21 protein-coding genes are annotated in these 24927 nt (G+C 73.0%); 2 read left to right on the top strand and 19 right to left on the bottom strand.

What is annotated here, in order from left to right; translation table 11 throughout:
- Positions 1-6 precede the first annotated feature (6 nt).
- The 3 genes from RM844_RS01670 to RM844_RS01660 are packed head-to-tail and all read right to left on the bottom strand — an operon-like array spanning position 7 to position 2116.
- Positions 7-948, bottom strand: coding sequence for an RluA family pseudouridine synthase (locus RM844_RS01670; RefSeq protein WP_311663802.1), 942 nt, complete (start codon positions 946-948; stop codon positions 7-9).
- A 25-nt stretch (positions 949-973) separates the two neighbouring features.
- Positions 974-1600, bottom strand: coding sequence for a signal peptidase II (gene lspA / locus RM844_RS01665; protein ID WP_311663800.1), 627 nt, complete (start codon positions 1598-1600; stop codon positions 974-976).
- A gap of 42 nt (positions 1601-1642) precedes the next feature.
- Positions 1643-2116 (bottom strand): TraR/DksA family transcriptional regulator, encoded by a 474-nt coding sequence (locus tag RM844_RS01660; RefSeq protein WP_311663798.1) that lies wholly within the window; start codon positions 2114-2116, stop codon positions 1643-1645.
- A gap of 481 nt (positions 2117-2597) precedes the next feature.
- On the opposite strand from RM844_RS01660, the gene ileS reads away from it, so the two are divergent.
- Positions 2598-5744 (top strand): isoleucine--tRNA ligase, encoded by a 3147-nt coding sequence (gene ileS / locus RM844_RS01655; protein ID WP_311663796.1) that lies wholly within the window; start codon positions 2598-2600, stop codon positions 5742-5744.
- Positions 5745-5854: 110 nt separating this feature from the next.
- On the opposite strand, the gene RM844_RS01650 is transcribed toward ileS, so the two are convergent.
- The 16 genes from RM844_RS01650 to rsmH form a co-directional block, all read right to left on the bottom strand.
- Complete coding sequence (locus tag RM844_RS01650) at positions 5855-7114, bottom strand: DivIVA domain-containing protein (protein WP_311663791.1); 1260 nt, start codon at positions 7112-7114, stop codon at positions 5855-5857.
- A 49-nt stretch (positions 7115-7163) separates the two neighbouring features.
- Entirely contained in the window at positions 7164-7448 is a 285-nt protein-coding gene (locus tag RM844_RS01645) for a YggT family protein (RefSeq protein WP_311663789.1), read from the bottom strand.
- A 75-nt stretch (positions 7449-7523) separates the two neighbouring features.
- Positions 7524-8147 carry a cell division protein SepF gene (locus RM844_RS01640; protein WP_311664318.1) on the bottom strand — a complete coding sequence of 208 codons (624 nt, stop codon included), beginning with the start codon at positions 8145-8147 and terminating at the stop codon, positions 7524-7526.
- Between the two features lie 123 nt (positions 8148-8270).
- Entirely contained in the window at positions 8271-9002 is a 732-nt protein-coding gene (locus RM844_RS01635; RefSeq protein ID WP_311663787.1) for a YggS family pyridoxal phosphate-dependent enzyme, read from the bottom strand.
- Entirely contained in the window at positions 9002-9730 is a 729-nt protein-coding gene (gene pgeF, locus RM844_RS01630) for a peptidoglycan editing factor PgeF (protein WP_311663785.1), read from the bottom strand. The genes RM844_RS01635 and pgeF overlap by 1 nt, the downstream gene beginning before the upstream one ends.
- Positions 9727-10965, bottom strand: a complete 1239-nt coding sequence (ftsZ, locus tag RM844_RS01625; RefSeq protein ID WP_311663780.1) for a cell division protein FtsZ — start codon at positions 10963-10965, stop codon at positions 9727-9729. Before ftsZ ends, pgeF begins: the two co-directional genes overlap by 4 nt.
- A 292-nt stretch (positions 10966-11257) precedes the next feature.
- Positions 11258-12070: a cell division protein FtsQ/DivIB gene (locus RM844_RS01620; RefSeq protein ID WP_311663775.1), complete on the bottom strand. Its 813-nt coding sequence runs from the start codon at positions 12068-12070 to the stop codon at positions 11258-11260.
- A 24-nt stretch (positions 12071-12094) separates the two neighbouring features.
- Positions 12095-13186: an undecaprenyldiphospho-muramoylpentapeptide beta-N-acetylglucosaminyltransferase gene (gene murG, locus RM844_RS01615; protein WP_311663769.1), complete on the bottom strand. Its 1092-nt coding sequence runs from the start codon at positions 13184-13186 to the stop codon at positions 12095-12097.
- 6 nt (positions 13187-13192) lie between these two features.
- Complete coding sequence (ftsW, locus tag RM844_RS01610) at positions 13193-14608, bottom strand: putative lipid II flippase FtsW (protein WP_311663767.1); 1416 nt, start codon at positions 14606-14608, stop codon at positions 13193-13195.
- A gap of 47 nt (positions 14609-14655) precedes the next feature.
- A complete protein-coding gene (gene murD / locus RM844_RS01605; protein WP_394814389.1) occupies positions 14656-16083 on the bottom strand; it encodes a UDP-N-acetylmuramoyl-L-alanine--D-glutamate ligase in 1428 nt (475 codons plus the stop codon).
- The gene (gene mraY / locus RM844_RS01600) at positions 16080-17144 is read right to left on the bottom strand and encodes a phospho-N-acetylmuramoyl-pentapeptide-transferase (protein WP_311663765.1); all 1065 of its coding nucleotides are present in this window, start codon (positions 17142-17144) and stop codon (positions 16080-16082) included. The genes murD and mraY overlap by 4 nt, the downstream gene beginning before the upstream one ends.
- Entirely contained in the window at positions 17141-18565 is a 1425-nt protein-coding gene (locus tag RM844_RS01595; RefSeq protein WP_311663763.1) for a UDP-N-acetylmuramoyl-tripeptide--D-alanyl-D-alanine ligase, read from the bottom strand. Before RM844_RS01595 ends, mraY begins: the two co-directional genes overlap by 4 nt.
- 1 nt (position 18566) lies before the next feature.
- Positions 18567-20180: a UDP-N-acetylmuramoyl-L-alanyl-D-glutamate--2,6-diaminopimelate ligase gene (locus tag RM844_RS01590; RefSeq protein WP_311663761.1), complete on the bottom strand. Its 1614-nt coding sequence runs from the start codon at positions 20178-20180 to the stop codon at positions 18567-18569.
- Between the two features lie 207 nt (positions 20181-20387).
- The gene (locus RM844_RS01585) at positions 20388-22295 is read right to left on the bottom strand and encodes a peptidoglycan D,D-transpeptidase FtsI family protein (RefSeq protein WP_311663759.1); all 1908 of its coding nucleotides are present in this window, start codon (positions 22293-22295) and stop codon (positions 20388-20390) included.
- A 46-nt stretch (positions 22296-22341) separates the two neighbouring features.
- Positions 22342-23025 carry a septum formation initiator gene (locus tag RM844_RS01580; RefSeq protein ID WP_311663757.1) on the bottom strand — a complete coding sequence of 228 codons (684 nt, stop codon included), beginning with the start codon at positions 23023-23025 and terminating at the stop codon, positions 22342-22344.
- Positions 23022-23996 carry a 16S rRNA (cytosine(1402)-N(4))-methyltransferase RsmH gene (gene rsmH, locus RM844_RS01575; protein ID WP_311663755.1) on the bottom strand — a complete coding sequence of 325 codons (975 nt, stop codon included), beginning with the start codon at positions 23994-23996 and terminating at the stop codon, positions 23022-23024. Before rsmH ends, RM844_RS01580 begins: the two co-directional genes overlap by 4 nt.
- Positions 23997-24277: 281 nt before the next feature.
- On the opposite strand from rsmH, the gene RM844_RS01570 reads away from it, so the two are divergent.
- Complete coding sequence (locus RM844_RS01570; RefSeq protein ID WP_311663753.1) at positions 24278-24790, top strand: beta-class carbonic anhydrase; 513 nt, start codon at positions 24278-24280, stop codon at positions 24788-24790.
- Positions 24791-24927 lie beyond the last annotated feature (137 nt).

Genomic DNA, 24927 nt, shown 5'->3' with positions numbered 1-24927 from the left:
ACGTTCCTACGCGCTGTCCGCCCGCAGAACGGTCAAGGCGTGGCCGAGGTCGTCCGGATAGTCGCTCACGAACTCCACCCAGCGGCCGTCCGACGGGTGCGCGAAACCCAGCCGCACGGCGTGCAGCCACTGCCGGGTCAGGCCCAGCCGCTGGGCCAGCGTCGGGTCGGCGCCGTAGGTCAGGTCGCCGACGCAGGGGTGCCGGTGCGCGGCCAGGTGCACCCGGATCTGGTGGGTCCGGCCGGTCTCCAGCTTGATGTCCAGCAGGCTGGCCGAGCGGAACGCCTCGACCAGGTCGTAGTGGGTCACCGCGTGCTTGCCCTCGGCGACCACCGCCCACTTGTAGTCGGCGTTCGGGTGCCGCCCGATGGGCGCGTCGATGGTGCCGGAGAGCGGGTCGGGATGCCCCTGCGCCACCGCGTGGTAGCGCTTGTCCACGGTGCGCTCGCGGAACTGCCGCTTCAGCTCCCGGTACGCCAGCTCGGACTTGGCCACCGCCATCAGCCCCGAGGTGCCCACGTCCAGCCGGTGCACCACGCCCTGCCGCTCGGCGGCCCCCGAGGTGGCGATCCGGTAGCCGGCCGCGGCCAGCCCGCCGATCACCGTGGGGCCCCGCCAGCCTGGGCTCGGGTGCGCGGCGACCCCGACCGGCTTGTTGACCACCACCAGGTCGTCGTCGTCGTGCACGATGGCCATCCCCGGCACCGGCTCGGCCACCACCCGCACCGGGGCCGGCGGGGCGGGCATCTCCACCTCCAGCCAGGAACCCCCGGTCACCCGTTCGGACTTGCCGACCTCGGCGCCGTCCAGGCGCACCTTGCCGGCGGCGGCCAGCTCGGCCGCCTTGGTCCGGGAGAACCCCAGCATCCGGGCGAGGGCGGCGTCGACCCGCTCCCCCTCAAGTCCCTCAGGTACGGGCAGTGCGCGGGTTTCGGGAAGCGTGCTCACCCGATCGAGTATGCCGGAACCGGGGTCAGTCCCGGTGCACGGTGCCGTCCGGATCGAGGCCGCGGAAGGAGAGCAGCACGATCAGGATGCCGCCGCAGACGATCGCCGAGTCCGCGAGGTTGAAGACGGCGAAGTGCTTGGGGGCGATGAAGTCCACCACGTGGCCCTCGAAGACCCCCGGGTAGCGGAACAGCCGGTCGGTGAGGTTGCCCAGCGCGCCGCCCAGCAGCAGGCCGAGCGCCACCGCCCAGGGCGCGCTGTAGAGCTTCCTGGCCAGCCGGATGATCACCACGATCACCGCGGCGGCGATGAAGGTGAGGACGACGGTCAGGGTCTCGCCGAAGCCGAAGGCGGCGCCCGGGTTGCGGACCGCCACGAACCGCAGCCACTCGCCGATCACCTCGATCTCGCGGTTGGGGTCCGGGTTCTCCAGGTAGTCGACCACCCAGAGCTTGGTGACCAGGTCCAGCAGGTAGGCGAAGCCCGCGATCCCGACGAGCACCCCGATCCGCCGCCGGCCGCGCGACGGGGCGCTCTCGTCACCGTCCGGCACGGCTGCCCCGGTCGCCTCCTCGGCGGCGTCCGCCGAGGGCTCCGGAACGTCCTTGGGTGACTCTTCTGGGGTATCGATGGTTCGCTCCGCCTCGCTCACGGAACGAGGGTACGACACGGTAGTACGAGGGGCGGACGTCCGTCAGAGCCGACGCTCCTGCTTCTGCTTGCAGTCCACGCAGAGCGTGGCGCGCGGGAAGACCTGCATCCGGGCCTTGCCGATGGGGTTGCCGCAGTTCTCGCAGAGACCGTAGGTGCCGGCCTCGATCCGGCGCAGCGCCCGCTCGGTCTGGTAGAGCATCTCGCGGTTGTTGGTGGCCAGCGCCATCTCGTGCTCGCGGGTGACGTTCTTGGAGCCGGTGTCCACCTGGTCGTCGCCGGCGCCGTCGCCGGAGTCCCGCATCAGGCCGGTGAGCGCCTCCTCGGCCGCGCTGATCTCGGTGCGCAGCCGCTCGGCCTCGGCGACCAGCTCGGCCCTGGCCTCGGCCACCTCCTCCGGGGTCCACGGCTCCTCCCCGGCCCGGACGGCGAAGTCGCCGGGGGGCGCCGGGGCCATGGTGCCGGTGGTCTCGGCCGCCGGCTCCGGCTGCTCGGTGATGGTCTTCTTCGTTGCCACCTGCTTGGCTCCTGTCTGCCGGGCCCCCGCGTCGCCTGACGCGTTCCCTTCACATAAAGTGATCTTGCGGGTGAATCGTGTCCGGAACGATAAATCGACCACCGGGCTCCGCCGTGAGGGCACGCCGGTCCGCATGGGCGTTGTGCCCCGCCCGGCCCCGGGACTAACCGGTCACCAACCGCCCCCGGCGGCCCGTACACTGGGCGGCAGCGAAAGGCGTGGATGGGGACGAGTAGCGTCGTCAGGCGGCCAGGAGCGACCCGGGGACGGTGCGAGCCCGGGGGTCGGCCCCGGCGCGAAGATCACCCCGGAGCCGCCGGCGGAAAGCCCGGGCAGGGCGAGTAGATCCGGCTTCGCGCCCAATGAGCTGGGCTGGGCTGACCGCCGGTCGCCCCGGCCAAGGAGGGTGGTACCGCGGGAGCGCTCGCTCTCGTCCCTCCGGACGGAGAACGCAGTGTGTGTCCCGCCGGAGGACGATCCGATGACGCAGTACCGCCCTGTACCACCCCAGGTCGAGTTGCCCGCCCTGGAACACGAGATCCTCAAGCTGTGGGAGCGGGAGAAGACCTTCGCCCGCAGCCTGGCGGAGTCCGAGGGCCGCCCCGAGTGGGTCTTCTACGAGGGCCCGCCGACGGCCAACGGCCGCCCCGGCACCCACCACATCGAGGCCCGGGTCTTCAAGGACGTCTTCCCCCGCTTCCGCACCATGCGCGGCTACCACGTGACCCGCAAGGCCGGCTGGGACTGCCACGGCCTGCCGGTCGAGCTGGCGGTGGAGAAGGAGCTGGGCTTCACCGGCAAGCAGGACATCGAGGCGTACGGCATCGCCGAGTTCAACGCGAAGTGCCGGGAGTCGGTCACCCGGCACACCGACGCCTTCGACGAGCTGACCCGGCGCATGGGGTACTGGGTCGACCTGCCAGGCGCCTACCGCACGATGGACCCGGAGTACATCGAGTCGGTCTGGTGGTCGCTCAAGCAGATCTTCGAGAAGGGGCTGCTGGTCCAGGACCACCGGGTGGCGCCCTGGTGCCCGCGCTGTGAGACCGGTCTGTCCGACCACGAGCTGGCGCAGGGCTACGAGACGGTCGTCGACCCCTCGGTCTACGTCCGTTTCCCGCTCACCTCCGGCCCGCTGGCCGGCCGGGCCGACCTGCTGGTGTGGACGACCACCCCGTGGACCCTGGTCTCCAACACGGCGGTCGCCGCGCACCCCGAGGTCAGCTACGTGGTGGCGGCCCGCGGCGACGAGCGGCTGGTGGTCGCCGAGGCGCTGGTCTCCCGGGCGCTGGGCGAGGGCTGGACCCCGACCGGTGAGTCCTTCACCGGCGCCGAGATGGAGCGCTGGAGCTACCAACGCCCCTTCGAGCTGCTGGACTTCGGCGGCGCCGAGGCGCACTACGTGGTGAACGCCGACTACGTCACCACCGAGGACGGCACCGGCCTGGTGCACCAGTCCCCCGCCTTCGGCGAGGACGACCTGCGCACCTGCCGCGGCTACGGCCTGCCGGTGCTCAACCCGGTCCGGGCCAACGGCACCTTCGAGGAGGGCCTCGACCTGGTCGGCGGCCTGTTCTTCAAGAAGGCCGACGAGGCGCTGACCGCCGACCTCGAGGCCCGCGGCCGGCTCTTCGCGCACGTCGCCTACGAGCACAGCTACCCGCACTGCTGGCGCTGCCACACCCCGCTGCTGTACTACGCACAGCCCTCCTGGTACATCCGCACCACCCAGGTCCGCGACCAGCTGCTCCAGGAGAACGAGCGCACCAACTGGTACCCGGAGTCGGTCAAGCACGGCCGCTACGGCGACTGGCTCAACAACAACGTCGACTGGGCGCTCTCCCGGAACCGCTACTGGGGCACCCCGCTGCCCATCTGGCGCTGCGCGGACGGCCATCTGACCTGCGTCGGCTCGCTGGCCGAGCTGTCCGAGCTGACCGGCGCCGACCAGTCGGGCCTCGACCCGCACCGCCCGTACGTGGACGCGGTCACCTTCGGGTGCCCGACGGACGGCTGCGCGCTGCCCGCCGAGCGGGTGCCCGAGGTGATCGACGGCTGGTACGACTCCGGCTCGATGCCCTTCGCGCAGTGGGGCTACCCGTACCGCAACCAGGAGATGTTCGAGCGGCACTACCCGGCGCAGTACATCTGCGAGGGCATCGACCAGACCCGCGGCTGGTTCTACACGCTGATGGCCGTTGGCACCCTGGTCTTCGGCCGCTCGGCCTACGAGTCGGTGGTCTGCCTGGGCCTGATCCTGGCCGAGGACGGCCGGAAGATGTCCAAGCACCTGGGCAACATCCTGGAGCCCATCCCGCTGATGGAGCAGCACGGCGCGGACGCGGTGCGCTGGTTCATGGCCGCCGGTGGCTCCCCGTGGGCGGCCCGCCGGGTGGGGCACGGCACCATCCAGGAGGTGGTGCGCAAGACGCTGCTCACCTACTGGAACACGGTCGCCTTCCAGGCGCTGTACGCCCGCACCGGCCAGTGGGCGCCGACCGCCCAGGACCCGGCGCCGGCGGACCGTCCACTGCTGGACCGCTGGGTGCTCAGCGAGCTGAACGCGCTGGTCGAGATGGTCACCGAGGCCATGGAGAACTTCGACACCCAGCGCGCCGGCAAGCTGGTCTCCACCTTCGTCGACGACCTCTCCAACTGGTACGTCCGCCGCTCCAGGCGCCGTTTCTGGCAGGCCGACCCGGCCGCGCTGCGCACCCTGCACGAGGTGCTGGAGACGGTGACCCGGCTGATGGCGCCGCTGGTCCCGTTCATCACCGAGCGGGTCTGGCAGGACCTGGTGGTGCCGGTCACCCCGGAGGCGCCGGACTCGGTGCACCTGGCCAGCTGGCCGGAGGCGGACCCGTCGCTGGTCGACCCGGACCTCTCCAGCGACATGCTGCTGGTCCGCCGGCTGGTGGAGTTGGGCCGGGCCACCCGGGCCGAGTCCGGGGTGAAGACCCGCCAGCCGCTGTCCCGCGCGCTGGTCGCGGCGCAGGGCTTCGAGCTGCTCGGCGACGACCTGCGCGAGCAGATCGCCGAGGAGCTGAACGTGGTCTCGCTCGGCGGGCTGGCCGAGATGGGCGGCTCGCTGGTGGACACCTCGGCGAAGGCCAACTTCCGGGCGCTGGGCCGCCGGTTCGGCAAGGGCACCCAGCCGGTCGCCCGGGCGATCGCCGAGGCGGACGCCGCCGAGCTGTCGGCGGCGCTGCGCGCCGGCTCGGCCAGCGTGCTGGTGGACGGCGAGCGGATCGCGCTCGCCCCGGACGAGGTCATCATCACCGAGACCCCGCGCGAGGGGTGGGCGGTGGCCTCCGACACCGGCGCGACGGTCGCGCTGGACCTGGCCGTCACGCCCGAGCTGCGTCGCGCCGGCCTGGCCAGGGACGTGATCCGACTGGTCCAGGAGGCGCGCAAGAGCAGCGGCCTTGAGGTGGCCGACCGGATCTCGGTGCGCTGGCAGGCCACCGACCCGGAGATGCTGCGGGCGCTGGACGACCACCAGGCGCTGATCTCCAGCGAGGTGCTGGCCAGCGACTTCGCCGAGGGCACGGGCGAGACCGACGGCGGCTACCTCGGCCCGTTCGGCGACGAGACGCTGGGCGCCACCTTCTGGCTGCGCCGGCTCTGAGCGCGCCGACCCGAAACGAAGGGGCGGGCCCGGACTCTTTCGAGTCCGGGCCCGCCCCTTGTTGACCACCTAGGCCGAACGGTCGACCGGCCGGCCGGAGTGGCCGCGCGTCAGTTGTCGTCCTCGTCGATCAGGAAGCCCCGCATCGGCGACGGCGCCTGCTGCACCGGCTGCGGCCCCTGCGGGCGGACCGGCGCCATCGGCTGGGTCATCGCCGGCGCCATCTGCTGCTGACCGCCGTAGGAGGACGGGCCGTTGGGGCCGGGGCCCCCGTGCCCGCCGACATGGCCACCCATCTGCTGGTTGCCGCCGAGCGACTGGTGCCCGCCGAGGGTGCCGCTGGCCGGGCCACCCGTGGGCGCGCCGGCCGAGGCCAGCGACGGCTGGGGCGACGGCGGCAGCGAGGGCGCCGGGGCGGCCGGCGAGCGGGGCGGGGCGAGCGAGTCGTCGGACTGGCTCTCCAACTGCCTCAGCTGGCTCTCCAGGTAGGACTTCAGCCGGGTGCGGTACTCGCGCTCGAAGCCACGCAGGTCCTCGACCTTGCGCTCCAGGGTGGCGCGGGCGGACTCCAGGGAGCCCATCGCGACCCGGTGCTTCTCCTGCGCGTCCCGCTCCAGGGCGTCGGCCTTGGCGCGGGCGTCCCGCTCCAGACCCTCGGCGCGGCTGCGGGCCTCACCGACGATCTTGTTGGCTTCGGAACGCGCCTCGGCGATCGCCTGGTCGGCGGTCTGCTGAGCGAGCGACAGCACGCGCGCGGCACTCTCGTTGCCGCCGCTGGGCTGCTGCTGCATCGGCCCTGGACCACCCATCGGACCTGGACCGCCCATCGGACCCGGGCCGCCGGGACCACCCGGGCCACCCATCTGGCCGGGACCGCCGTGCCCACCGGGGCCGCCGTGCCCACCCATGGGCATCGGGGCACCCGGGTGCTGCTGCCCGGGACCACCCGGACCGCCGGGACCACCGGGGCCGCCCATCTGGCCGGGGCCACCCATCGGCCCTGGACCGCCCATCGGCCCCGGGCCGCCCGGGCCACCGGGACCACCCGGATGACCCTGCGGGCCACCAGGCCCGGCGGGCAGCTGCGGCGGGCCGCCCATCTGCTGCGGTTGTGGCGGTCCTGATATGGCCGGCATGGGCCCGCCAGGCCGCTCCTGCGGCTCGGGTTTGCGCATGTTCTGTTGGTTCTGTGCGGCGGCTCGGGTCGCCGCGGCCAACTTGGCGCGCAGGTCCTCGTTCTCTCGGAGCAGCCGGGTCAGCTCCGCCTCGACCTCGTCGAGGAAGGCATCGACCTCGTCCTCGTCGTAGCCCTCTCGCAGCCGGACGGTCGTGAACTGCTTGTTCCGCACGTCCTCGGGAGTCAGCGGCATCTCTTCACCTCAACGTAAATCGTCGGCATAGCGGCAAGACCGTACTCGTTCACAGACTGGCCACGACGTTGATCAGGATGTAGACGATGATCATCAACACGAAGAAGGACAGATCAAGCGCCACACCCCCGAAGCGCAGCGGAGGGAGGACCTTCCGCAGCGTCTTCAGTGGCGGATCTGTGACAGTGTAGGTGGCTTCGAGGGCGACGATCATCGGCTTGCCGGGATACCAGGAGCGCGCGAACATCTGGACCCAGTCCATCACCAGCCGGAAGAGCAAGAGCCCGAGGAAGCAGTACAAGGCGATCAACAGCACTTGTTGAACGATGCCCATCCCGCCGGTACCTCTCCCCTGGTCCATGCCCGGCCTGGTGCCGGGGCACAACTCCGTCTTCTGGTGCGCCTGCTGTCAGCTTTGGTTGAAGAACCCGCCTTCAGCGATGCGGGCCTTGTCCTCCGCCGTTACATCGACGTTAGCAGGCGACAGCAGGAAGACCTTCTGCGTCACTCGCTCGATGCTGCCATGCAGACCGAAGACCAGACCAGCCGCAAAGTCGACAAGTCGCTTCGCGTCGGTGTCGTCCATCTCGGTCAGGTTCATGATCACCGGGGTCCCCTCGCGGAAGTGTTCCCCGATGGTACGGGCCTCGTTGTAGGTCCTGGGGTGCAGCGTGGTGATGCGGTACGGCTCCCGCTCTGACACGACCTTGGGCATGATCACCGGCGCGCTCTTCTCCACGTTCTGGCGTTCTGGTGTGATGGAAGACACGGGAGCGATCCTCCCGGGCCGCCTGCTTTCTGTCAGCACGGGAGCGGGCGTTGGCTCCGTCTCCCGCTGGGCCGGCGGGTGGATCACCCGCGCCGGCTCCTCCGCCCGCTCCCTCGCCGGTGGTTCGTGCGCCGGCTGACGCCGACTCCGCTCCGGCTCCGGCTCGGGTTCGAACTCGTCGTCGGGGCCGTACCCCGGTCGGTCGTAGCCGTCGTCCTCCACGAGGCCGAGGTAGACCGCCATCTTGCGCATCGCGCCAGCCATCGCTGCGTCCTCCGCTCTGTGGTGGATCGACTCGGCCGACAGGGCCGGGGGGAGATCCACGTTCATCCGCCCGAGTTTCTCGGGATTGACCATATTTTCGACTGTGACTCTCGGTTGGCGACGTTACCCGAGGGTGGGGCGCACTCCGAGTACCGCGCTTCCGACGCGTACGTGTGTCGCTCCCGCGGCGATCGCCTCCTCCAGGTCGCCGCTCATACCGGCCGAGACCATGCTCGCAGCAGGATCGATCGCGCGCAGGTCCCTGGAGATTTCTATCAGTCGGGCGAAGGCCGTCGCGGGGCTCCCGGCGTGCGGGCCGGTGAGCGGAGCGACCGTCATCAGGCCGGCCAGCCGCAGGCCCTGGGCCTCGGTGACCGCCCGGGCCAGCTCGCCGACCTCGGCCGGAGCCGCGCCGCCGCGCCCCTCGCCCAGCCCCGACTCCTTTTCCAGCGCGACCTGAATCAGACAGTTCAGCGACGGGCCATCCCGCCGAACGGACGCCGCCGAGAGTGCGTTGATCAGCTTTACCCGGTCCACGGAATGCACATAATCCGCATAACCGGCCACCGAACGCACCTTGTTTGTCTGCAACTGCCCCACAAAGTGCCATACCAGCGGCAGGTCCGCGCAGGCGGCCGCCTTTTCCGAAGCCTCCTGGTCCCGGTTCTCGGCGAATTCCCGGACCCCGAGACCGGCCAGCAGCCGGACGTCCGACGCCGGGTAGGTCTTGCTCACCACCACCAGGGTCACCTCCGACCTGGCGCGCCCGGCGGCGGCGCACGCCGTGGCGATGCGCTCCTCCACCCGGGCGAGTTGGGTGGCCAGCTCGGCCTCGCGCGCCCCCTCGTCACTCATCACGCCACCCACACATAGCTGGCCTGCCGGCCGGTGGTTGACGAGCGGCGGTAGGAGAAGTGGTCGGCCGACTCCAGGGTGCAGCTCGCGGCGGAGTCGATGTCCACGACGCCGGCGTCGGCCAGCTGCCGGCGCACGCCGGCGGGGATGTCGATGGCCGGCGTGCCCCAGGACGTGGTGGCCGCGCTCGCCGGCAGCAGCTCGGCGGCCCGCTCGGCCAGCTCGGCCGGCACCTCGTAGCAGCGACCGCAGATCGCCGGACCCGTCCTGGCGACCAGCCGCTCCGGGCGGGCGCCCAGCGCGCGCATCGCCTCGACGGTGGCCGGCACCACGCCGGCGAGCAGTCCCGGGCGCCCCGCGTGCGCCGCCCCGACCACCCCGGCGACCGGATCGGCCAGCAGCACCGGCACGCAGTCGGCGGTCACCACGGCGAGCGCCAGCCCGCGCTCGGCGGCCACCAGCCCGTCCACCTCCGGGGGCGCGCCCCCGTCGGCCGGCCCCTCGACCACCGCCACCTCGCCGCCGTGCACCTGCCGCATCCAGCGCACCCGCGCCGCGGGCAGACCCAACTCGGCCGCGGCCGCCGACCGGTTGGCCGCGACCGCGGCCGGGTCGTCGCCCACGGCGTCGCCGAGATTGGCGCTCGCATAGGGAGCGGCGCTCACCCCGCCTCTGCTGTCGCTGAAGGCGAAGTGCGCGCCGCTCGCCACGCTCTCCCGGGCTATCACTTCAGGAAGTCGGGCACATCGAGCTCCTCGACCTGGCCACCCTCGTACGGGCGGGCCGAGGGGACCTGCGGGGAACTCTTGACCGGCTCGCGGGCCGACTCGACCGACGCCGGGGCGTCGCTCTCCCGGTCGGCGAGCGAGACGGGCTCACGCCCGGGGAGGGTGCCGAGGCCGCCGAAGGACGCGCGCTCCGGCTCCGGCTCGCTCGTCCGCTCGGCGGCGAGCGACCCGGACTCCTCCTTGCCGCCGTACCCGGCGAGCGCCTTGTCCCGGCTGCGCGAGGGCGGCTGACCGCCGTCGAAGCCGGCGGCGATCACCGTGACCCGGACCTCGTCGCCGAGGGCGTCGTCGATCACCGCGCCGAAGATGATGTTGGCCTCCGGGTGCGCCGCCTCGCTCACCAGCTGGGCCGCCTCGTTGATCTCGAAGAGACCGAGGTCGGAACCGCCGGAGATGGAGAGCAGGACGCCCCGGGCGCCGTCGATCGACGCCTCCAGCAGCGGGGAGGAGATCGCCATCTCCGCCGCCGCCACCGCGCGGTCGTCGCCGCGCGCCGAGCCGATCCCCATCAGCGCCGAACCGGCCTCCGACATCACGGACTTGACGTCGGCGAAGTCGAGGTTGATCAGGCCGGGGGTGGTGATCAGGTCGGTGATGCCCTGCACGCCGGAGAGCAGCACCTGGTCCGCCGACTTGAAAGCGTCCAGGACGCTCACCTGCCGGTCGGAGATGGACAGCAACCGGTCGTTCGGGATGACGATCAGGGTGTCGACCTCGTCACGGAGGCTGGCGATCCCGTCCTCGGCCTGGTTGGCGCGGCGCCGTCCCTCGAAGGTGAACGGGCGGGTGACCACGCCGATCGTGAGGGCCCCCAGCGAGCGCGCGATGTTCGCGACCACCGGGGCACCGCCCGTGCCCGTGCCGCCGCCCTCGCCCGCGGTGACGAAGACCATGTCGGCCCCCTTGAGGACCTCCTCGATCTCCTCGCGGTGGTCTTCGGCAGCCTTGCGTCCCACCTCCGGGTTGGCGCCCGCGCCCAACCCCCTGGTCAGTTCGCGGCCGACGTCCAGCTTGACGTCGGCGTCGCTCATCAGCAGCGCCTGCGCATCGGTGTTGATCGCGATGAACTCGACGCCCTTGAGACCGACCTCGATCATCCGGTTGATGGCGTTGACGCCACCGCCGCCGATACCGACGACCTTGATGACTGCGAGGTAGTTCTGCGGTGCTGCCACGTCGAAGGCCTCTCGCCTCGATTTACGTGTCGCCGCTCCGCGTGAGGCCGCAGCGCGCCGACAGATGCCGATGGGACGGTGGTAAAGCCGCCCCGAACCCTATCGTCCAAGTTTAGGGTTACCTGTGCTTGCCGTTCCTTGGATTCCTAGGAACGGACACTAAGTCGATAAGTGGTGCGCGTTCAACGAACACGCCGAACCTCCTGTTTTTCTTTTCACCCTATGTGATCACGGCCCCGGACCGTCAACCAGGGTGTGGCCTGCGCCGATGTGGCGAGCGATCGCCACCCCGTCAACTCCCGGCGGCCGCTGGGACGCTGGGTGCGCTGACGTCGAAGTGCCGGGCATCCGACGCCGCGTTGAACAGGGTACGCAGTGCCGAGGCCTTGGCGTCCGAGTCCTCGGCGCTGCCCCAGACCACGGTGCGGTCGCCGGACAGCTCCAGGGTGATGGAGTCGAAGGAGGCGACCGAGACGGTGCGCAGCTCGGCCAAGGTCTCGGCCGGCAGCGCGGCGAGCACGGAGGCCGCCTCGGCGCGCACCCGCTCCTCGCCGAACCGCCGCCAGCTCGGGGTGTCCCGCGCCCGCAGGTCCAACAGCGGGACGCCCGCGAGGGCCTCCGCGTTCTCCGCGAACCTGACCCCGTCGTCGTCCACCTCGGCGAAACCGTCCTCGGTGACCTCCTGGAGCACCGCCTCGCGTTCGACGACCTTCAGCGAGACCCCGTCCGGCCAGGCCCGCACCACCTGGACGCTGTCCAGCCTGGGCAGCTCGGCCAGCAGCCGGCTGCTGATAGCCCCCTTGTCCAGCGAGGCCATCGGGAAACCGACCGGCACGGCCGCCGCCGCCAGAATCTGTTCCTCGGTCAACTCCTCGGGTCCGTCCGACCAGTTGACCGAGACCCGGGAGACGCGCAGCCAGTCCGAACCGTACAGCGCCCAGACACCGAAGCCGGCCAGCAGCGCCAGCAGCACCGCCCACAGCACCAGCACCCGGGTCCTCGGCAGCCAGCCGGGCCGGCCCCGGCCGTCCCCACCGGGGCGGGGCGGGCCGGACTTCGACGGACGGCTCTTCCCGCCGCGCTCGGCGGTCGTTACTCCGGCCACGCTCTCAACTCCCGTGTCTCCGGCTTAGGCCCGGCGCGCCTCGATCGCCTCGTGCACCATGCCGACCAGCAGGTCGTCCGCGTCCCGGCGGCCGAACTCGGCGGCCGCGGTGGACATCGTCATCAGCCGGCCGGCGTCGGTCAGCACCGGCAGGACGTTCTCCCGCACCCACTCCGGGGTCAGCTCGGCGTCGTCGATCAGCAGACCACCGCCAGCCTTGACCAGCGGCTGGGCGTTCAGCCGCTGCTCGCCGTTGCCGATCGGCAGCGGGACGTAGACGGCCGGCAGGCCGACGGCGGACAGCTCGGCCACGGTCATCGCGCCGGCCCGGCAGAGCATCATGTCGGCCGCCGCGTAGGCCAGGTCCATCCGGTCCACGTAGGACTGCGGGACGTAGGGCGGCATGCCCGGCATGGTGTCCGGCTGCGGCAGCTCGTTCTTCGGGCCGACCGCGTGCAGCACCTGCACGCCGGAGCGCTGGAGCACCGGCACGGCGGCGGCGATCACCTCGTTGAGCCGGCGCGCGCCCTGCGAGCCGCCGGAGACCAGCAGGGTCGGCAGGTTGGCGTCCAGCCCGAAGTAGGCGCGGGCCTCGGCGCGGGCCGCCGCGCGGTTCAGGGTGGCGATGGAGCGGCGCAGCGGGATGCCGAGGTAGCGGGCGTGCCGCAGCTTGCTGTCGGGGGACGAGACGGCGACGAACCTGGTGTAGCGGGCGCCGATGCGGTTCGCCAGCCCGGGGCGGGCGTTGGCCTCGTGCACCACGATCGGGACCCGCTGCCGCTTGGCGGCCAGGTAGCCGGGCAGCGCCACGTAGCCGCCGAAGCCCACCACGCAGTCGGCCTTGGTGCGCTCGATGATCTCCTCGGCCGCCCTGATGGTGCCGCGCAGCCGGCCGGGCACGGTGATCAGCTCCGGGGTGGGTTTGCGCGGCAGCGGCACGGCGGGGATCAGCCCCAACTCGTAGCCGCGCTCCGGCACCAGACGGGTCTCCAGGCCGCGCTCCGTGCCGAGGGCGGTGATGCCGACGGTCGGATCGTGTCTGCGCAGCGCGTCCGCCAGGGCCAGCGCGGGCTCGATGTGGCCGGCGGTCCCGCCGCCAGCGAGGACTACATGCACCGAATTTCACCGCTCTCCGGACGGCGTCGACCTCGCCCGCCGTCTCATCGTCTTTCTTCTGAGCCCTTCTGACCGCATGGCCAGGGCGGCCCTGGCCGCCGGCTCGCCGCGCGCGAAGGCGATCAGCAGTCCGACGGCGAACATGGTGGGCAGCAGGGCGGAGCCCCCGTAGGAGAACAGCGGGAGGGGCACACCGGCGATCGGCAGCAGGCCCAGCACCGCACCGATGTTGATCACGGTCTGGGTCATCAGCCAGGCGGTCACACCTCCCGCGGCGTACCTCACGAAGGGGTCCTCCGTGCGTCCGGCCACGCGGATACCCGCATAGCCTAGAGCCGCGAAGAGGCCGAGCACGGACAGCGTCCCCGCCAGGCCCAGCTCCTCCCCCGTGATGGCGAAGATGAAGTCGGTGTGCGGCTCGGGCAGTTCGCCCCATTTCTCCACACTGGCGCCGAGCCCGGAGCCGAACCAGCCGCCCGAGGCGAGCGCGTAGATCCCGTGCACCGCCTGCCAGCAGCGGTCGTTCGGGCCCGGGTCGGTGGCGCCGAGGCAGGCCAACCGGTCCATCCGGTGCGGCGCGGTGGTGACGAAGAGCACGAAGAGCACCGCGGCCGCCGCCAGCACCCCGACGAAGAGCTTCGTCGGCGCGCCGGCCAGCCAGAGCAGCGAGAAGAGGACGGCCACCAGGATCATCACGGTGCCCATGTCGCCGCCGACCATCACCAGGCCGAAGACCAGCAGCGCGCCGGGCAGCAGCGGGACCAGCAGGTGCCGCCACTGGGTGAGCAGCGCGCGCTCCTCCTTGCGGGCCAGCAGGTCGGCGCCCCAGAGCAGCAGCCCGAGCTTGGCGAACTCGCTCGGCTGGAGCTGGAACGATCCGCCGACCGCGATCCAGTTGGTGCTGCCGTTCACCTCGACGCCGATGCCCGGCACCTGGACCAGCACCAGCAGCACCACGGCGAAGGCCAGGAAGGGGTAGGTGAGGGCGCGCAGCAGCCGGATCGGGATCCGGGAGGCGATCAGCAGCAACACGCCGCCGAGCACGGCCGCCAGCAGCTGCTTGCGGAAGTAGAAGGTGGCCGGGTGCTGGAAGCGCAACGCCTGGATCTGTGAGGCGGAGAAGACCATCACCAGGCCGAGCAGGGTGATCAGCAGGGCCGTGCCCATCAGCACGTAGTACGCGGTCAGCGGGCGGTCCCAGGCGGCGCGAAGCCGCTCGACGAAGCGCGGCGAGCGGGGGCGCCGGGGCCCGCGCGCGGGGCGCTTCGCCGGGGCGCGCCCCGGCGAAGGCCGCCGGGCGGCCGGGCGCGGCGCCCTGGCGCGCTGGGTGCCACGCGCCGCCAGGCCGCCCGGCGCCCCGGCGAGCGCCGGGGCGCCCGGGGTGCCCAGGAGCCGTGTCCTCCCGGCCGGCGGCCGTCTCATGTCGTCCCCTCCTCGGCCCGCGACGGCGGTCGCGGGCCGCCGGTGGGCTACTGCTCGTGGTCTTCTCGCTCGGTGGCCAGCTGACCGACCGCCGCGGCGAACGCGTCGCCGCGGACGTGGTAGTTGGTGAACATGTCCATCGAGGCGCAGGCCGGCGCCAGCAGGACGGTGTCCCCCGGACTCGCCAGCCGGGCCGCCGCGCGCACCGCCGCCGCCATCGCCCCAGTGTCGGTCTGTTCCAGGTCCACGACCGGCACATCCGGCGCGTGTCGCGCCAACGCCTCGGCGATCAGCCCGCGGTCCCGCCCGATCAGCACCACGCCGCGCAGCCGGTCGGCCGCGGCGGCCACCAGCTCGTCGAAGGTGGCGCCCTTGGCGAGCCCGCCGGCCAGCCACACCACGGAGGGGTAGGACCCCAGCGAGGCGGCGGCGGCGTGGGTGTTGGTGGCCTTGGAGTCGTCCACGTAGCCGACGCCGGCCACCTCGCCCACGGTGGCGATCCGGTGCGGGTCCGGGGTGAAGGCGCGCAGCCCGTCCCGGACCGCCTCCGGCGCGAGGCCGTAGGCGCGGGCCAGGGCGGCGGCGGCCAGCGCGTTGGCGACGTTGTGCGGGGCCGGCGGGCGGACGTCCTCGACCGCCGCCAGCTCCACCGCCACGTCCCGCCGGCCGGCGAACGCCCGGTCCACCAACAGGCCCTCGACCACGCCGAGTTGGCCGGGGGCCGGCGGGCCGAGGGTGAAGCCGACGGCGCGGCACCCCTCGACCACGTCGGCCGCTCGGACCAGCTCCTCGGTCGCCGGGTCGGCGACGTTGTAGACGCAGGCCACCTCGTTGCCCTGGTAGATCCGGCCCTTGTCGGCGGCGTAGGCCGCCATCGAGCCGTGCCAGTCCAGGTGGTCGGGGGCCAGGTTGAGCACGGTCGCCGAGTGCGGCCGGAGCGAGGGCGCCCAGTGCAGCTGGTAGCTGGACAGCTCCACCGCCAGCACGTCGTACGGCGGGTCGGCCAGCACGACGTCCAGCAGCGGGGTGCCGATGTTGCCGACCGCCGCGGTGCGCAGGCCGGCCGCGGTGAGCATGGCGGCCAGCATGCCGGTGGTGGTGGTCTTGCCGTTGGTGCCGGTGACCGCCAGCCAGGGCGCGGCGCCCGGGCCGCGGAGCCGCCAGGCCAGCTCGACGTCGCCCCAGACCTCGACGCCGGCCGCGGCCGCGGCGGCGAAGAGCGGGTGCTCCGGCGGCCAGCCGGGCGAGGTGACGACCAGCTCGGTGCCCTTGGGCAGGGTGTCGCCCTCGCCCAGCCGCACCTCGACGCCGGCGGCGGTCAGCTCCGCCGCCTGGCGGCGCTGCCGCTCGCCGTCCCCGCCGTCCACCAGGGTCACCTCGGCGCCCAGCCCGAGCAGCGCCCGAGCGGCGCTGCCGCCGCTGACCCCCAGGCCGGCGACGGTGACCCGGCGGCCGGCGAACTCCGTCCCGCTCACCAGTCAGCCACCCAGGTCCCGTAGAAGATGCCGATGCCGACGATCACGCACATGCCCTGGATGATCCAGAACCTGACCACCACCAGTACCTCGCTCCAGCCCTTCAGTTCGAAGTGATGCTGGAGCGGCGCCATCTTGAAGACGCGTTTGCCGGTGAGCTTGAAGGAGCCGACCTGGATCACCACGGACATGGTGATCAGCACGAAGAGCCCGCCGAGGACGGCCAGCAGCAGCTCGGTGCGGGAGACGATGGCCAGGCCGGCCAGCGCGCCGCCCAGGGCCAGCGAGCCGGTGTCGCCCATGAAGATCTTGGCCGGCGAGGTGTTCCACCACAGGAAGCCGAAGAGCGAGCCCATCAGGGCGGCGGCGACCACCGCGCCGTCCAGCGGGTCGCGCACCTCGTAACAGGTGGCGCTGGCGGTGGCGAACTCGGAGCAGGTCTGGCCGTACTGCCAGACACCGATGAAGACGTAGGCGCCGAAGACCATCACGGCGGCGCCGGTGGCCAGGCCGTCCAGGCCGTCGGTGAGGTTCACGCCGTTGGACATGGCCAGGATCATGAACAGCGCCCAGAGCACGAAGAGCACCGGGCCGATGGACCAGCCGAAGTCCTGGGTGAACGACAGGTGGGTGGAGGCCGGGGTCAGTTCGCGGGCGTCGGCGAAGTTCAGCGAGAGGATCGCGAAGGTGACGCCGACGATGAACTGGCCCAGCATCTTGGCACCGGCCCGCAGGCCCAGGCTGCGCCGGCGGACGATCTTGATGTAGTCGTCCAGGAAGCCGACCAGGCCCATGCCGGCCATCAGGAAGAGCACCAGGATGCCGGAGTAGCTCGGCGGCGCGCCGGTGATGAGCTTGGTCGTGGCGTAGGCGATCAGGGTGGCCAGGATGAAGGCGATGCCACCCATGGTCGGGGTGCCGCGCTTGCTGTGGTGGTCCCGGGGACCGTCGTCCCTGATGTACTGGCCGTAGCCGCGCCGGGCCAGCAGCTTGATCAGCAGCGGGGTGCCGATCAGGGTCAGGAAGAGCCCGATGGCTCCGGAGAAGAGGATCTGCCTCATCGGGCCGCGACCTCACCATCGGTGTCGGCCGCCAGCTGGAGGGCCACCTGCTCCAGGCCCACCGCCCTGGACGCCTTCACCAACACGATGTCCCCCGGCCGCAACTGACCACGCAGCAACTCGACGGCTGCCTGAGCGTCGGACACACGCACCGACTCCTCACCCCACGAACCCTCGTTCTTGGCGCCCATGTCCAGCCAGGCGGCCTCCCGACCACCCACGGACACGAGCCTGTTGACGTTGAGTCGGACGGCGAGCCGTCCGACGGCGTCGTGCTCGGCGAACGCGTCGTCGCCGAGCTCGGCCATCTCGCCGAGCACCGCCCAGGTGCGCGCGCCCGCGGGGCGGGCGGCGCCCATGTGGACCAGCGTGCGCAGCGCGGCGCGCATGGAGTCGGGGTTGGCGTTGTAGGCGTCGTTGACGATCACCACACCGTCCGCCCGTTCGGTGACCTCCATCCGCCACCGGGAGAGCGGGCCCGCCTCGGCCAGGGCTTCCGCGATGGCCGGGACCGGCATGCCTACCTCATGCGCAACGGCCGCCGCGGCAAGCGCGTTCGACACATGGTGCTCACCGTACAACCGCATCGTCACATCGGCGCACCCGGTGGGGGTGCTGAGCGTGAACGCCGGCCGGCCCTCCGGGGTCAGCCGGACGTTCTCGGCGCGGATCGCGGCCTCCGGCGACTCGCCGAAGAGGACCACCCGGGCCGCGGTGCGCTCGCTCATCGCGCGCACCAGCGGGTCGTCCGCGTTGAGCACGGCGACGCCCCCGTCGGCGGCCGCCGGCAGCGCCTCCACCAGCTCGCCCTTGGCCTGGGCGATGGCCTCCCGGCTGCCGAACTCGCCCAGGTGCGCGGTGCCCACGTTCAACACCGCGCCGATCCGCGGCGGGGTCAGCGCGGTCAGGTCGCGGATGTGGCCCACGCCCCTGGCGCCCATCTCCAGCACCAGGTAACGGGTCGTCTCGTCGGCGCCCAGCACGGTCAGCGGCAGGCCGATCTCGTTGTTGAAGGAGCCCGGCGTCCACACCGTGGGCCCGACCCGCCGCAGCAGCTGGGCGATCAGGTCCTTGGTGCTGGTCTTGCCGGCCGAGCCGGTGAGCGCGACCACCGCGGGGTCGAGGGCGCGCACCAGGTGCGCGGCCAGCGCGCTGAGCGCGCCGACCACGTCGTCCACCACCACGGCCGGCACGCCGACCGGCCGGCTGGCGAGCACCAGGGCGGCGCCGTCCGCGACCGCGCCGGCGGCGAAGTCGTGCCCGTCCACCCGCTCGCCCGGCAGCGCGGCGAACAGCGAACCCGGCTCGACCCGCCGGGAGTCGATGACCACCGGGCCGGTGACGCTGGGGGGATCGGGAGGTATGTCGTGCGGCTCTCCCCGCACGACCGTGGTGAGCTGAGCAACGGATAGGGGGATCACTTCAGCGGGCCTCGCCTGGCGTCGGTTGGTCGGTCGGGGGTTGGGCTCGGTCGTCGGGCAGCGGGCGGCCGGCGGCCGCCGCGGCGCGCTCGATGGCGGCGCGCAGTTCGACCCGGTCGTCGAAGGAGCGGATCACTCCGGCGATGTCCTGCCCCTGTTCGTGTCCCTTGCCGGCCACCACCACGGTGTCGCCCGGCTCGGCGCGGGCCACGGCGGCGGCGATGGCGGCGGCGCGGTCCTCCTCGACGAGCACCGTGCCGCGCTCGTGCACCGGTACCTCGGCGGCGCCGGCCAGCATGGCGGCCAGGATGGCCAGCGGGTCCTCGGAGCGCGGGTTGTCCGAGGTGAGCACGGCGGTGTCGGCCAGTCGGGCGAGGGCGGCGCCCATCGCCGGGCGCTTGTTGCGGTCCCGGTCGCCGCCGCAGCCCAGCACCGCGTGCAGCCGGCCCTCGGTGACCTTGCGCAGCGCCTGGAGCACCGACTCGACGGCGGCCGGCTTGTGCGCGTAGTCCACCACGGCCAGGTAGGGCTGGCCGGCGCGCACCCGCTCCAGCCGGCCGGGCACGCCGGGCACCGCGGCCACCCCGCGCGCCGCGGTCGCCACGTCCACCCCGGCGACGGCCAGCGCGACGATCGCCGCCAGCGCGTTGGCGACGTTGAACGGGCCGGGCAGCGGGGCGCTGGCGGGCAGCCGCCGGCCGTCCGGCGTCAGCACCGTGAACGACGAGCTGACCGGCCCCAGTTCGACCTCGTCGGCCCGCCAGTTGGCGTCCGGGTGGCCCTCGGCCGAGTAGGTGGTGACCGGCACCCCGGCCTCGTCGGCCAGCCGGCGGCCCCACTCGTCGTCCAGGTTGACCACCGCGGCCCGCGACCTGGCCTTGGTGAACAGCTGCGCCTTGGCCCGGAAGTAGTCCTCCATGTCGAGGTGGAAGTCCAGGTGCTCAGGGCTGAGGTTGGTGAAGACCGCGACGTCGAAGACGCAGCCGTCCACCCGACCCATCGTCAGCGCGTGACTGGAGACCTCCATGGCCACCGAGCCGACCCCGCGCTCCCGCATCACCGCGAACAGCGCCTGGAGGTCGGTGGCCTCCGGGGTGGTGTGGGTGGACTTCACCCGCTCGTCGCCGATCCGGGTCTCCACGGTGCCGATCAGGCCGGTCGGCTCGCCCGGCGCCGCGGCCTCCCGCAGGCCGCCCTCGATCAGGTAAGCCGTGGTGGTCTTGCCGGCCGTTCCGGTGACCCCGATCTGCCGCAGGTCGGCGCCCGGCTCGTGGTAGATCGCGGCGGCCAGCGCGCCCATCCGGGCCCGCGGGTCCGGCACGGTGAGCACCGGCAGGCCGGTGGCCGCCGCCCGCTCGGCGCCGCCGGCGTCGGTCAGCACCGCGACCGCGCCCAGGCTGGCGGCCTGGGCCGCGAAGTCCGCGCCGTGGAAGCGGGCCCCGGGCAGCGCGGCGTAGATGTCGCCGGGCAGCACCGCGCGGGAGTCGTGGGTGATGCCGGTGACCTGGGGACCCTCGGGGGTCTCGGCGCCCAGCGCTCCGGCGAGCGAGGCCAGCGGCACCGGCCGCAGCTGCCGGGGACGCGGAGCGGCCGGGGAGTGATCAGCTTGTGCCACGGCGGTGAGCGTACCGGGCGGGCCGGGGGTGGAGCGAAACGAGGTGGACCGGTCGGTGGTGGTTCTCACGTGCCTGTGCTCCGCTTTCGTCGGATCTCTCACCGCCGCGTGGCCGTCGGGGCCGCGCTCCGGGGGAACGCGCGGTCCGCGCCGGTGGCGGATCGGTACTGGCTGGTGTCTCGGGCGCCGGCGGCCGGCCGGGCCCGGCTATTCGTCCGGTTCGAAGGAGACGGGCAGCCCACCGAACTCGGTTCCCGTGGGCGGCACCTGGAGCGCCGCCAGGGAGAACGCCATCACCTCGTTGAAGACCGGGCCGCAGACCTCGCTGCCGGTGTAGGCGCCCTCGGTCGGGTTGTGCACGGCGCAGTAGACGGTGACCCGGGGCTGGTCGGCGGGGGCGAAGCCGGCGAACGACGAGGTGTAGCCGGAGTAGGCGCCGGTCTCCGGGTCCACCCGGTTGGAGGTGCCGGTCTTGCCGGCCACCCGGTAGCCGGGGATCCTGGCGGCCGAGCCGGTGCCGTCCTCGCTGGCCACCACCGTCTCCAGCATCTCGCCGAGCTGCTCGGCGGTGTCCTCGCTGACCACCCGGGTCCGCTCCGGCTCGGGCACCGGCTCGAACTGGCCGTCCGGGCCGTGCCAGCCGCGCAGCAGGGTGGGCGCGATCCGCTCCCCGCCGTTGGCGACCGTGGAGTACACCGAGGCGGCCTGGACCGCGTTGACCGACAGGCCCTGGCCGAACGGGATCGTGTACTGCTGGGAGGCGTTCCAGTCGCCGGCGGGGGCCAGGATGCCGGCGGTCTCGCCGGGGAAGCCGAGGCCCGTCGGCTGGCCGAAACCGAACGCGGACAGGTAGGAGTGGAGCACCTCGTTGGCGGCCGGCTGGCTGTCGCCCAGCTGCTCGGCGGCCAGGATGGTGCCGATGTTGCTGGAGTGCGCGAACACCCCGGCCAGCGTGAGGTAGAGGGTCTCGTGCTCCTCGTGGTCCGCGAAGCTGCGGTCCGCCCTGGGCAGCCGGTTGGGCACCGTGACGTGGGTGTCCGGGCTGGCGGCCGCCTCCTCCAGCACGGCGGCCATGGTGATCAGCTTGCTGGTGGAGCCCGGCTCGAAGGCGTCCTGGAGGGCCGGGTTGCCCAGCGCGTCCGGGTCGGCGGCGGCCACGTTGTTCGGGTCGAAGCCGGGGGCGTTGGCCAGTGCCAGGATCTCGCCGGTGGTGGTGTCCTGGACCACCACCGTGCCGCCGTCGGCGTCGGATGCCTCGACCTGCTGGGTGATGGCGTCCTGCGCGGCCCACTGGATGTCCCGGTGCAGGGTCAGCTCCATGTCGGAGCCGGGCACCGCCGGCTGCTCCCACTCGCCGGCGGTCGGCACCCGGCGCCCGCCGGACTGGGCGTAGGTGATGGTGCCGTCCTCGCCGGCCAGCCGCTCGTCGAGCTGCGCCTCCAGGCCGCCGGCGCCCACCCCCTCGCTGTTCACGAAGCCCAGCACGGCGGCGGCCAGCTCCTGGTTGGGGTAGACCCGTTTGGCGGTCTCGTTGGCGAACACCCCGGAGAGCACCTGGTCCCCGGTGCCCTTGCTGGCCTGCTCGGCGAGGGTGCCGCGCAGGTCGCGGATCTGCCGCCAGGTCTGCGGGGTCTGCGCCCTGGCCAGCACCACGTACCGGCTCTCCGGGTCGTCGAGCAGGTCGGCCAGCTCGGCCTCGTCCCGGCCCAGGATCGGCGCCAGCAGCGCGGCGGCCTGCTCGGGCGCGTCCGCCACCCCGGACTCCTCCGGGCTGAACAGCAGCGGGTCGGCGGTGATGTCGTAGGCGTCCACGGTGGTGGCCAGCGCGGTGCCGGTGCGGTCGGTGATGTCGCCGCGCTCCGCGGTCAGCGGGACGCTGACGTAGCGGTTGAGCGCGGCCTGCTCCGTGTAGGAGGCGGCGCCCACCGCCTGCACCTGCACCAGCCGCACCGCGAAGACCAGCATCACCAGCGTCAGGCCGACGCCGACCAGCCGCAGTCGGGGCCGCGGCCTGGCCAGCCGCAGCGCGCCGGTCCCGGCGCGGGGGCGCTGGCCGCCGCGGGGACGGGGCGGGCCCGGGCTCCTGGGGTTCCTGGGGGATCTGGGGGCACTCATGGTGACTCCCGTCGGCCGGGCGCGGCACCGGCCGGGCGCTGGTCGGTCATGGGTTCGCTCCTTCGGCGGGCGGGAGCGGCGGGCCGGCCGGCGGGCCGGCGGGCGGCGCCGGCTCGGCCGCCGGCGGCGCGACCGGGGCGGGCGCGGCGTCGTCCGGCGTCGGCTCGGCGCCGGCCGCCGGCTCCTGGTCCGGCTCGGCGCCCGCCTCGGGCTCGGGCTCGGCCTCTGCCTCGGCCGGCTCCTCGGGCGCGTCCTCGGCGTCCTCAGCCGCCGCGCCCTGCGGCACGACCTCGGTCGGCAGCTCGGGCGCCGGCTCCACCACGCCCTCGTCGGGCTCGGTCGGCTCGACCGGCTCGGGCGCCGGGCTCGGGGTGACCCCGCCGAGCAACTCGCCGTCCGCGCCCAGGAAGGCCGGCGGGCCGGCGGGCACCAGCCCCAGCTCGGTGGCGCGTTCGGCGAGCGCGCCGGGCGCCGAGTAGCCGTCCACCTCGGCCTGCAGGCGCTGCTGCTCGTCGGTCAGCTCCTGGGTCTCCCGGCGCAGTTCGCTCAGCATGAAGGAGCCCTGGTTGAGCGAGGCGTTGAGGATCAGCAGCGTCACCATGCCGGCGCCCAGCAGGACCACCACCAGCAGCACGAACGGCGCCCGCGCCGCGTTGGCGCCGCGCGGCTGGCCCAGGCCGACCAGCCGGGTCAGCCCGGCGCGGGTGGCGAAGCGGTCACGGCGGCTCATCCCCCCTCCCGCACGCGCTCGGCGGCCCGCAGCCGCGCGGGGGCGGCGCGGCGGTTCTCCGCCACCTCGTCCTCCGACGGCAGCTCGGCACCGCGGGTGAGCAGCCGCAGCCGCGGCTGGTACTGCTCGGGCACGACGGGCAGCTCGGGCGGCGCGGTGTGCCGGGAGCCCCGGGTGAGGACCCGCTTCACCAGCCGGTCCTCCAGCGAGTGGTAGGAGAGCACCACGATCCGCCCGCCGACGGCCAGCGCGTCCACGGCGGCCGGCATCGCCCGTTCCAGCACCGCCAGCTCGCCGTTGACCTCGATCCGCAGCGCCTGGAAGGTGCGCTTGGCCGGGTTGCCGCCGGTGCGCTTGGCGGCCTGCGGGAGCGCCTCCCTGATCAGCGCGACCAGCTCGGCGCTGCCGGTCAGCGGGGCGACCGCGCGCCGCCGGACCACGGCCTCCACGATCTTGCGGGCGAAGCGCTCCTCGCCGTAGACGCGCAGCACCCGGACCAGCTCGCCGGGCGGGTAGGTGTTGAGCACGTCGGCGGCGCTCGGCCCGGACTCCTGGTCCATCCGCATGTCCAGCGGGGCGTCCCTGGCGTAGGCGAAGCCGCGGTCGTCCTCGTCCAGCTGCATCGAGGAGACGCCCAGGTCGAAGAGGACGCCGGCCACCCGGGGGACGCCCAGCCGGGCCAGCACCGCGGGCAGTTCGTCGTAGACGGCGGGCACCAGGGTGGCCCGGTCGCCGAACGGCGCCAGCCGCTCGCCGGCCAGCCGCAGCGCGGTGCGGTCCCGGTCCAGCGCGATCAGCCGGGCCTCGGGGAAGGCGGTCAGCAGCGCCTCGCTGTGCCCGCCGAGGCCGAGGGTGCAGTCCACCACCACGGCCCCCGGGGCGGCGAGCGCCGGCCCCAGCAGCTCCACACAGCGCTGGAGCATCACGGGGCGGTGCCGGACTTCCGGCGGACGGTCGTTGCTGGTCGTCATGCGCCTTCCGGGGACCTTCGAGGATCTGCTGCGGAGATCAGGGGAGTGTCGAAGGAGGACGTGCGGCGGGCGGGCGAAGACGGCGGCCTGGCGTGCGCCTCCCAGTGCGCGTCACACTAGCCCACCTGTATCCCCGGTCAATCACTGAGGTTCTCGGGGTACGGCGTTTCGGCGTAACGCCGGCTCGCGCGGCGTGCGCGGGAGGCGCCCGAGGGACGCTGTGAGCCGCGTCACCCGGGATGCCGCCATGCGCGGGGCGGGCGCGTACTACCGTCACGGCTATGCCAAAAACGGTCACCGACCAGCTGGTCGACGCCAACCAGAAGTACGCGCAGAGCTTCACCGACCCGGGGATGAACGCCCGCCCGGTCCGCCGGGTGGCGATCGTGGCCTGCATGGACGCCCGACTCGACCTGCACGCCGCGCTCGGGCTCGACCTGGGAGACTGCCACACCATCCGCAACGCGGGCGGCGTGGTCACCGACGACATCATCCGGTCCCTGACGATCAGTCAGCGCGCGCTGGGGACGACCTCCGTGGTGCTGATCCACCACACCAACTGCGGCCTGGAACAACTCACCGAGGGCTTCCGGCAGGAGCTGGAGCGGGAGGTCGGCCAGAAGCCGAGCTGGGCCGTGGAGTCCTTCACCGACGTCGACCAGGATGTCCGGCAGTCGATGGCCCGTGTGCGCACCTCGCCGTTCCTCCTCCACACTGATGACGTACGCGGCTTCGTGTTCGACGTGACCAGCGGTCTGCTCCGGGAGATCGACCCGAACGACGACCAGGACTGACCCGCCGCGCGCACCCGGCGGAACACGCGGATCGTGGCGGGTCCGCAACCGCGGTGCGCGCGCCGGCTGTCCGGGGTGGATGACGGGTGTTCCGGCTCGGGGCCCGCGGCGTCGGGCCGGAGCGAGGCATGGACAAG

This window comes from Streptomyces chisholmiae (genome assembly GCF_031845445.1).
Taxonomy (GTDB): Bacteria; Actinomycetota; Actinomycetes; order Streptomycetales; family Streptomycetaceae; genus Streptomyces; species Streptomyces chisholmiae.
This window is presented reverse-complemented; position numbering and strand designations above follow the sequence as displayed.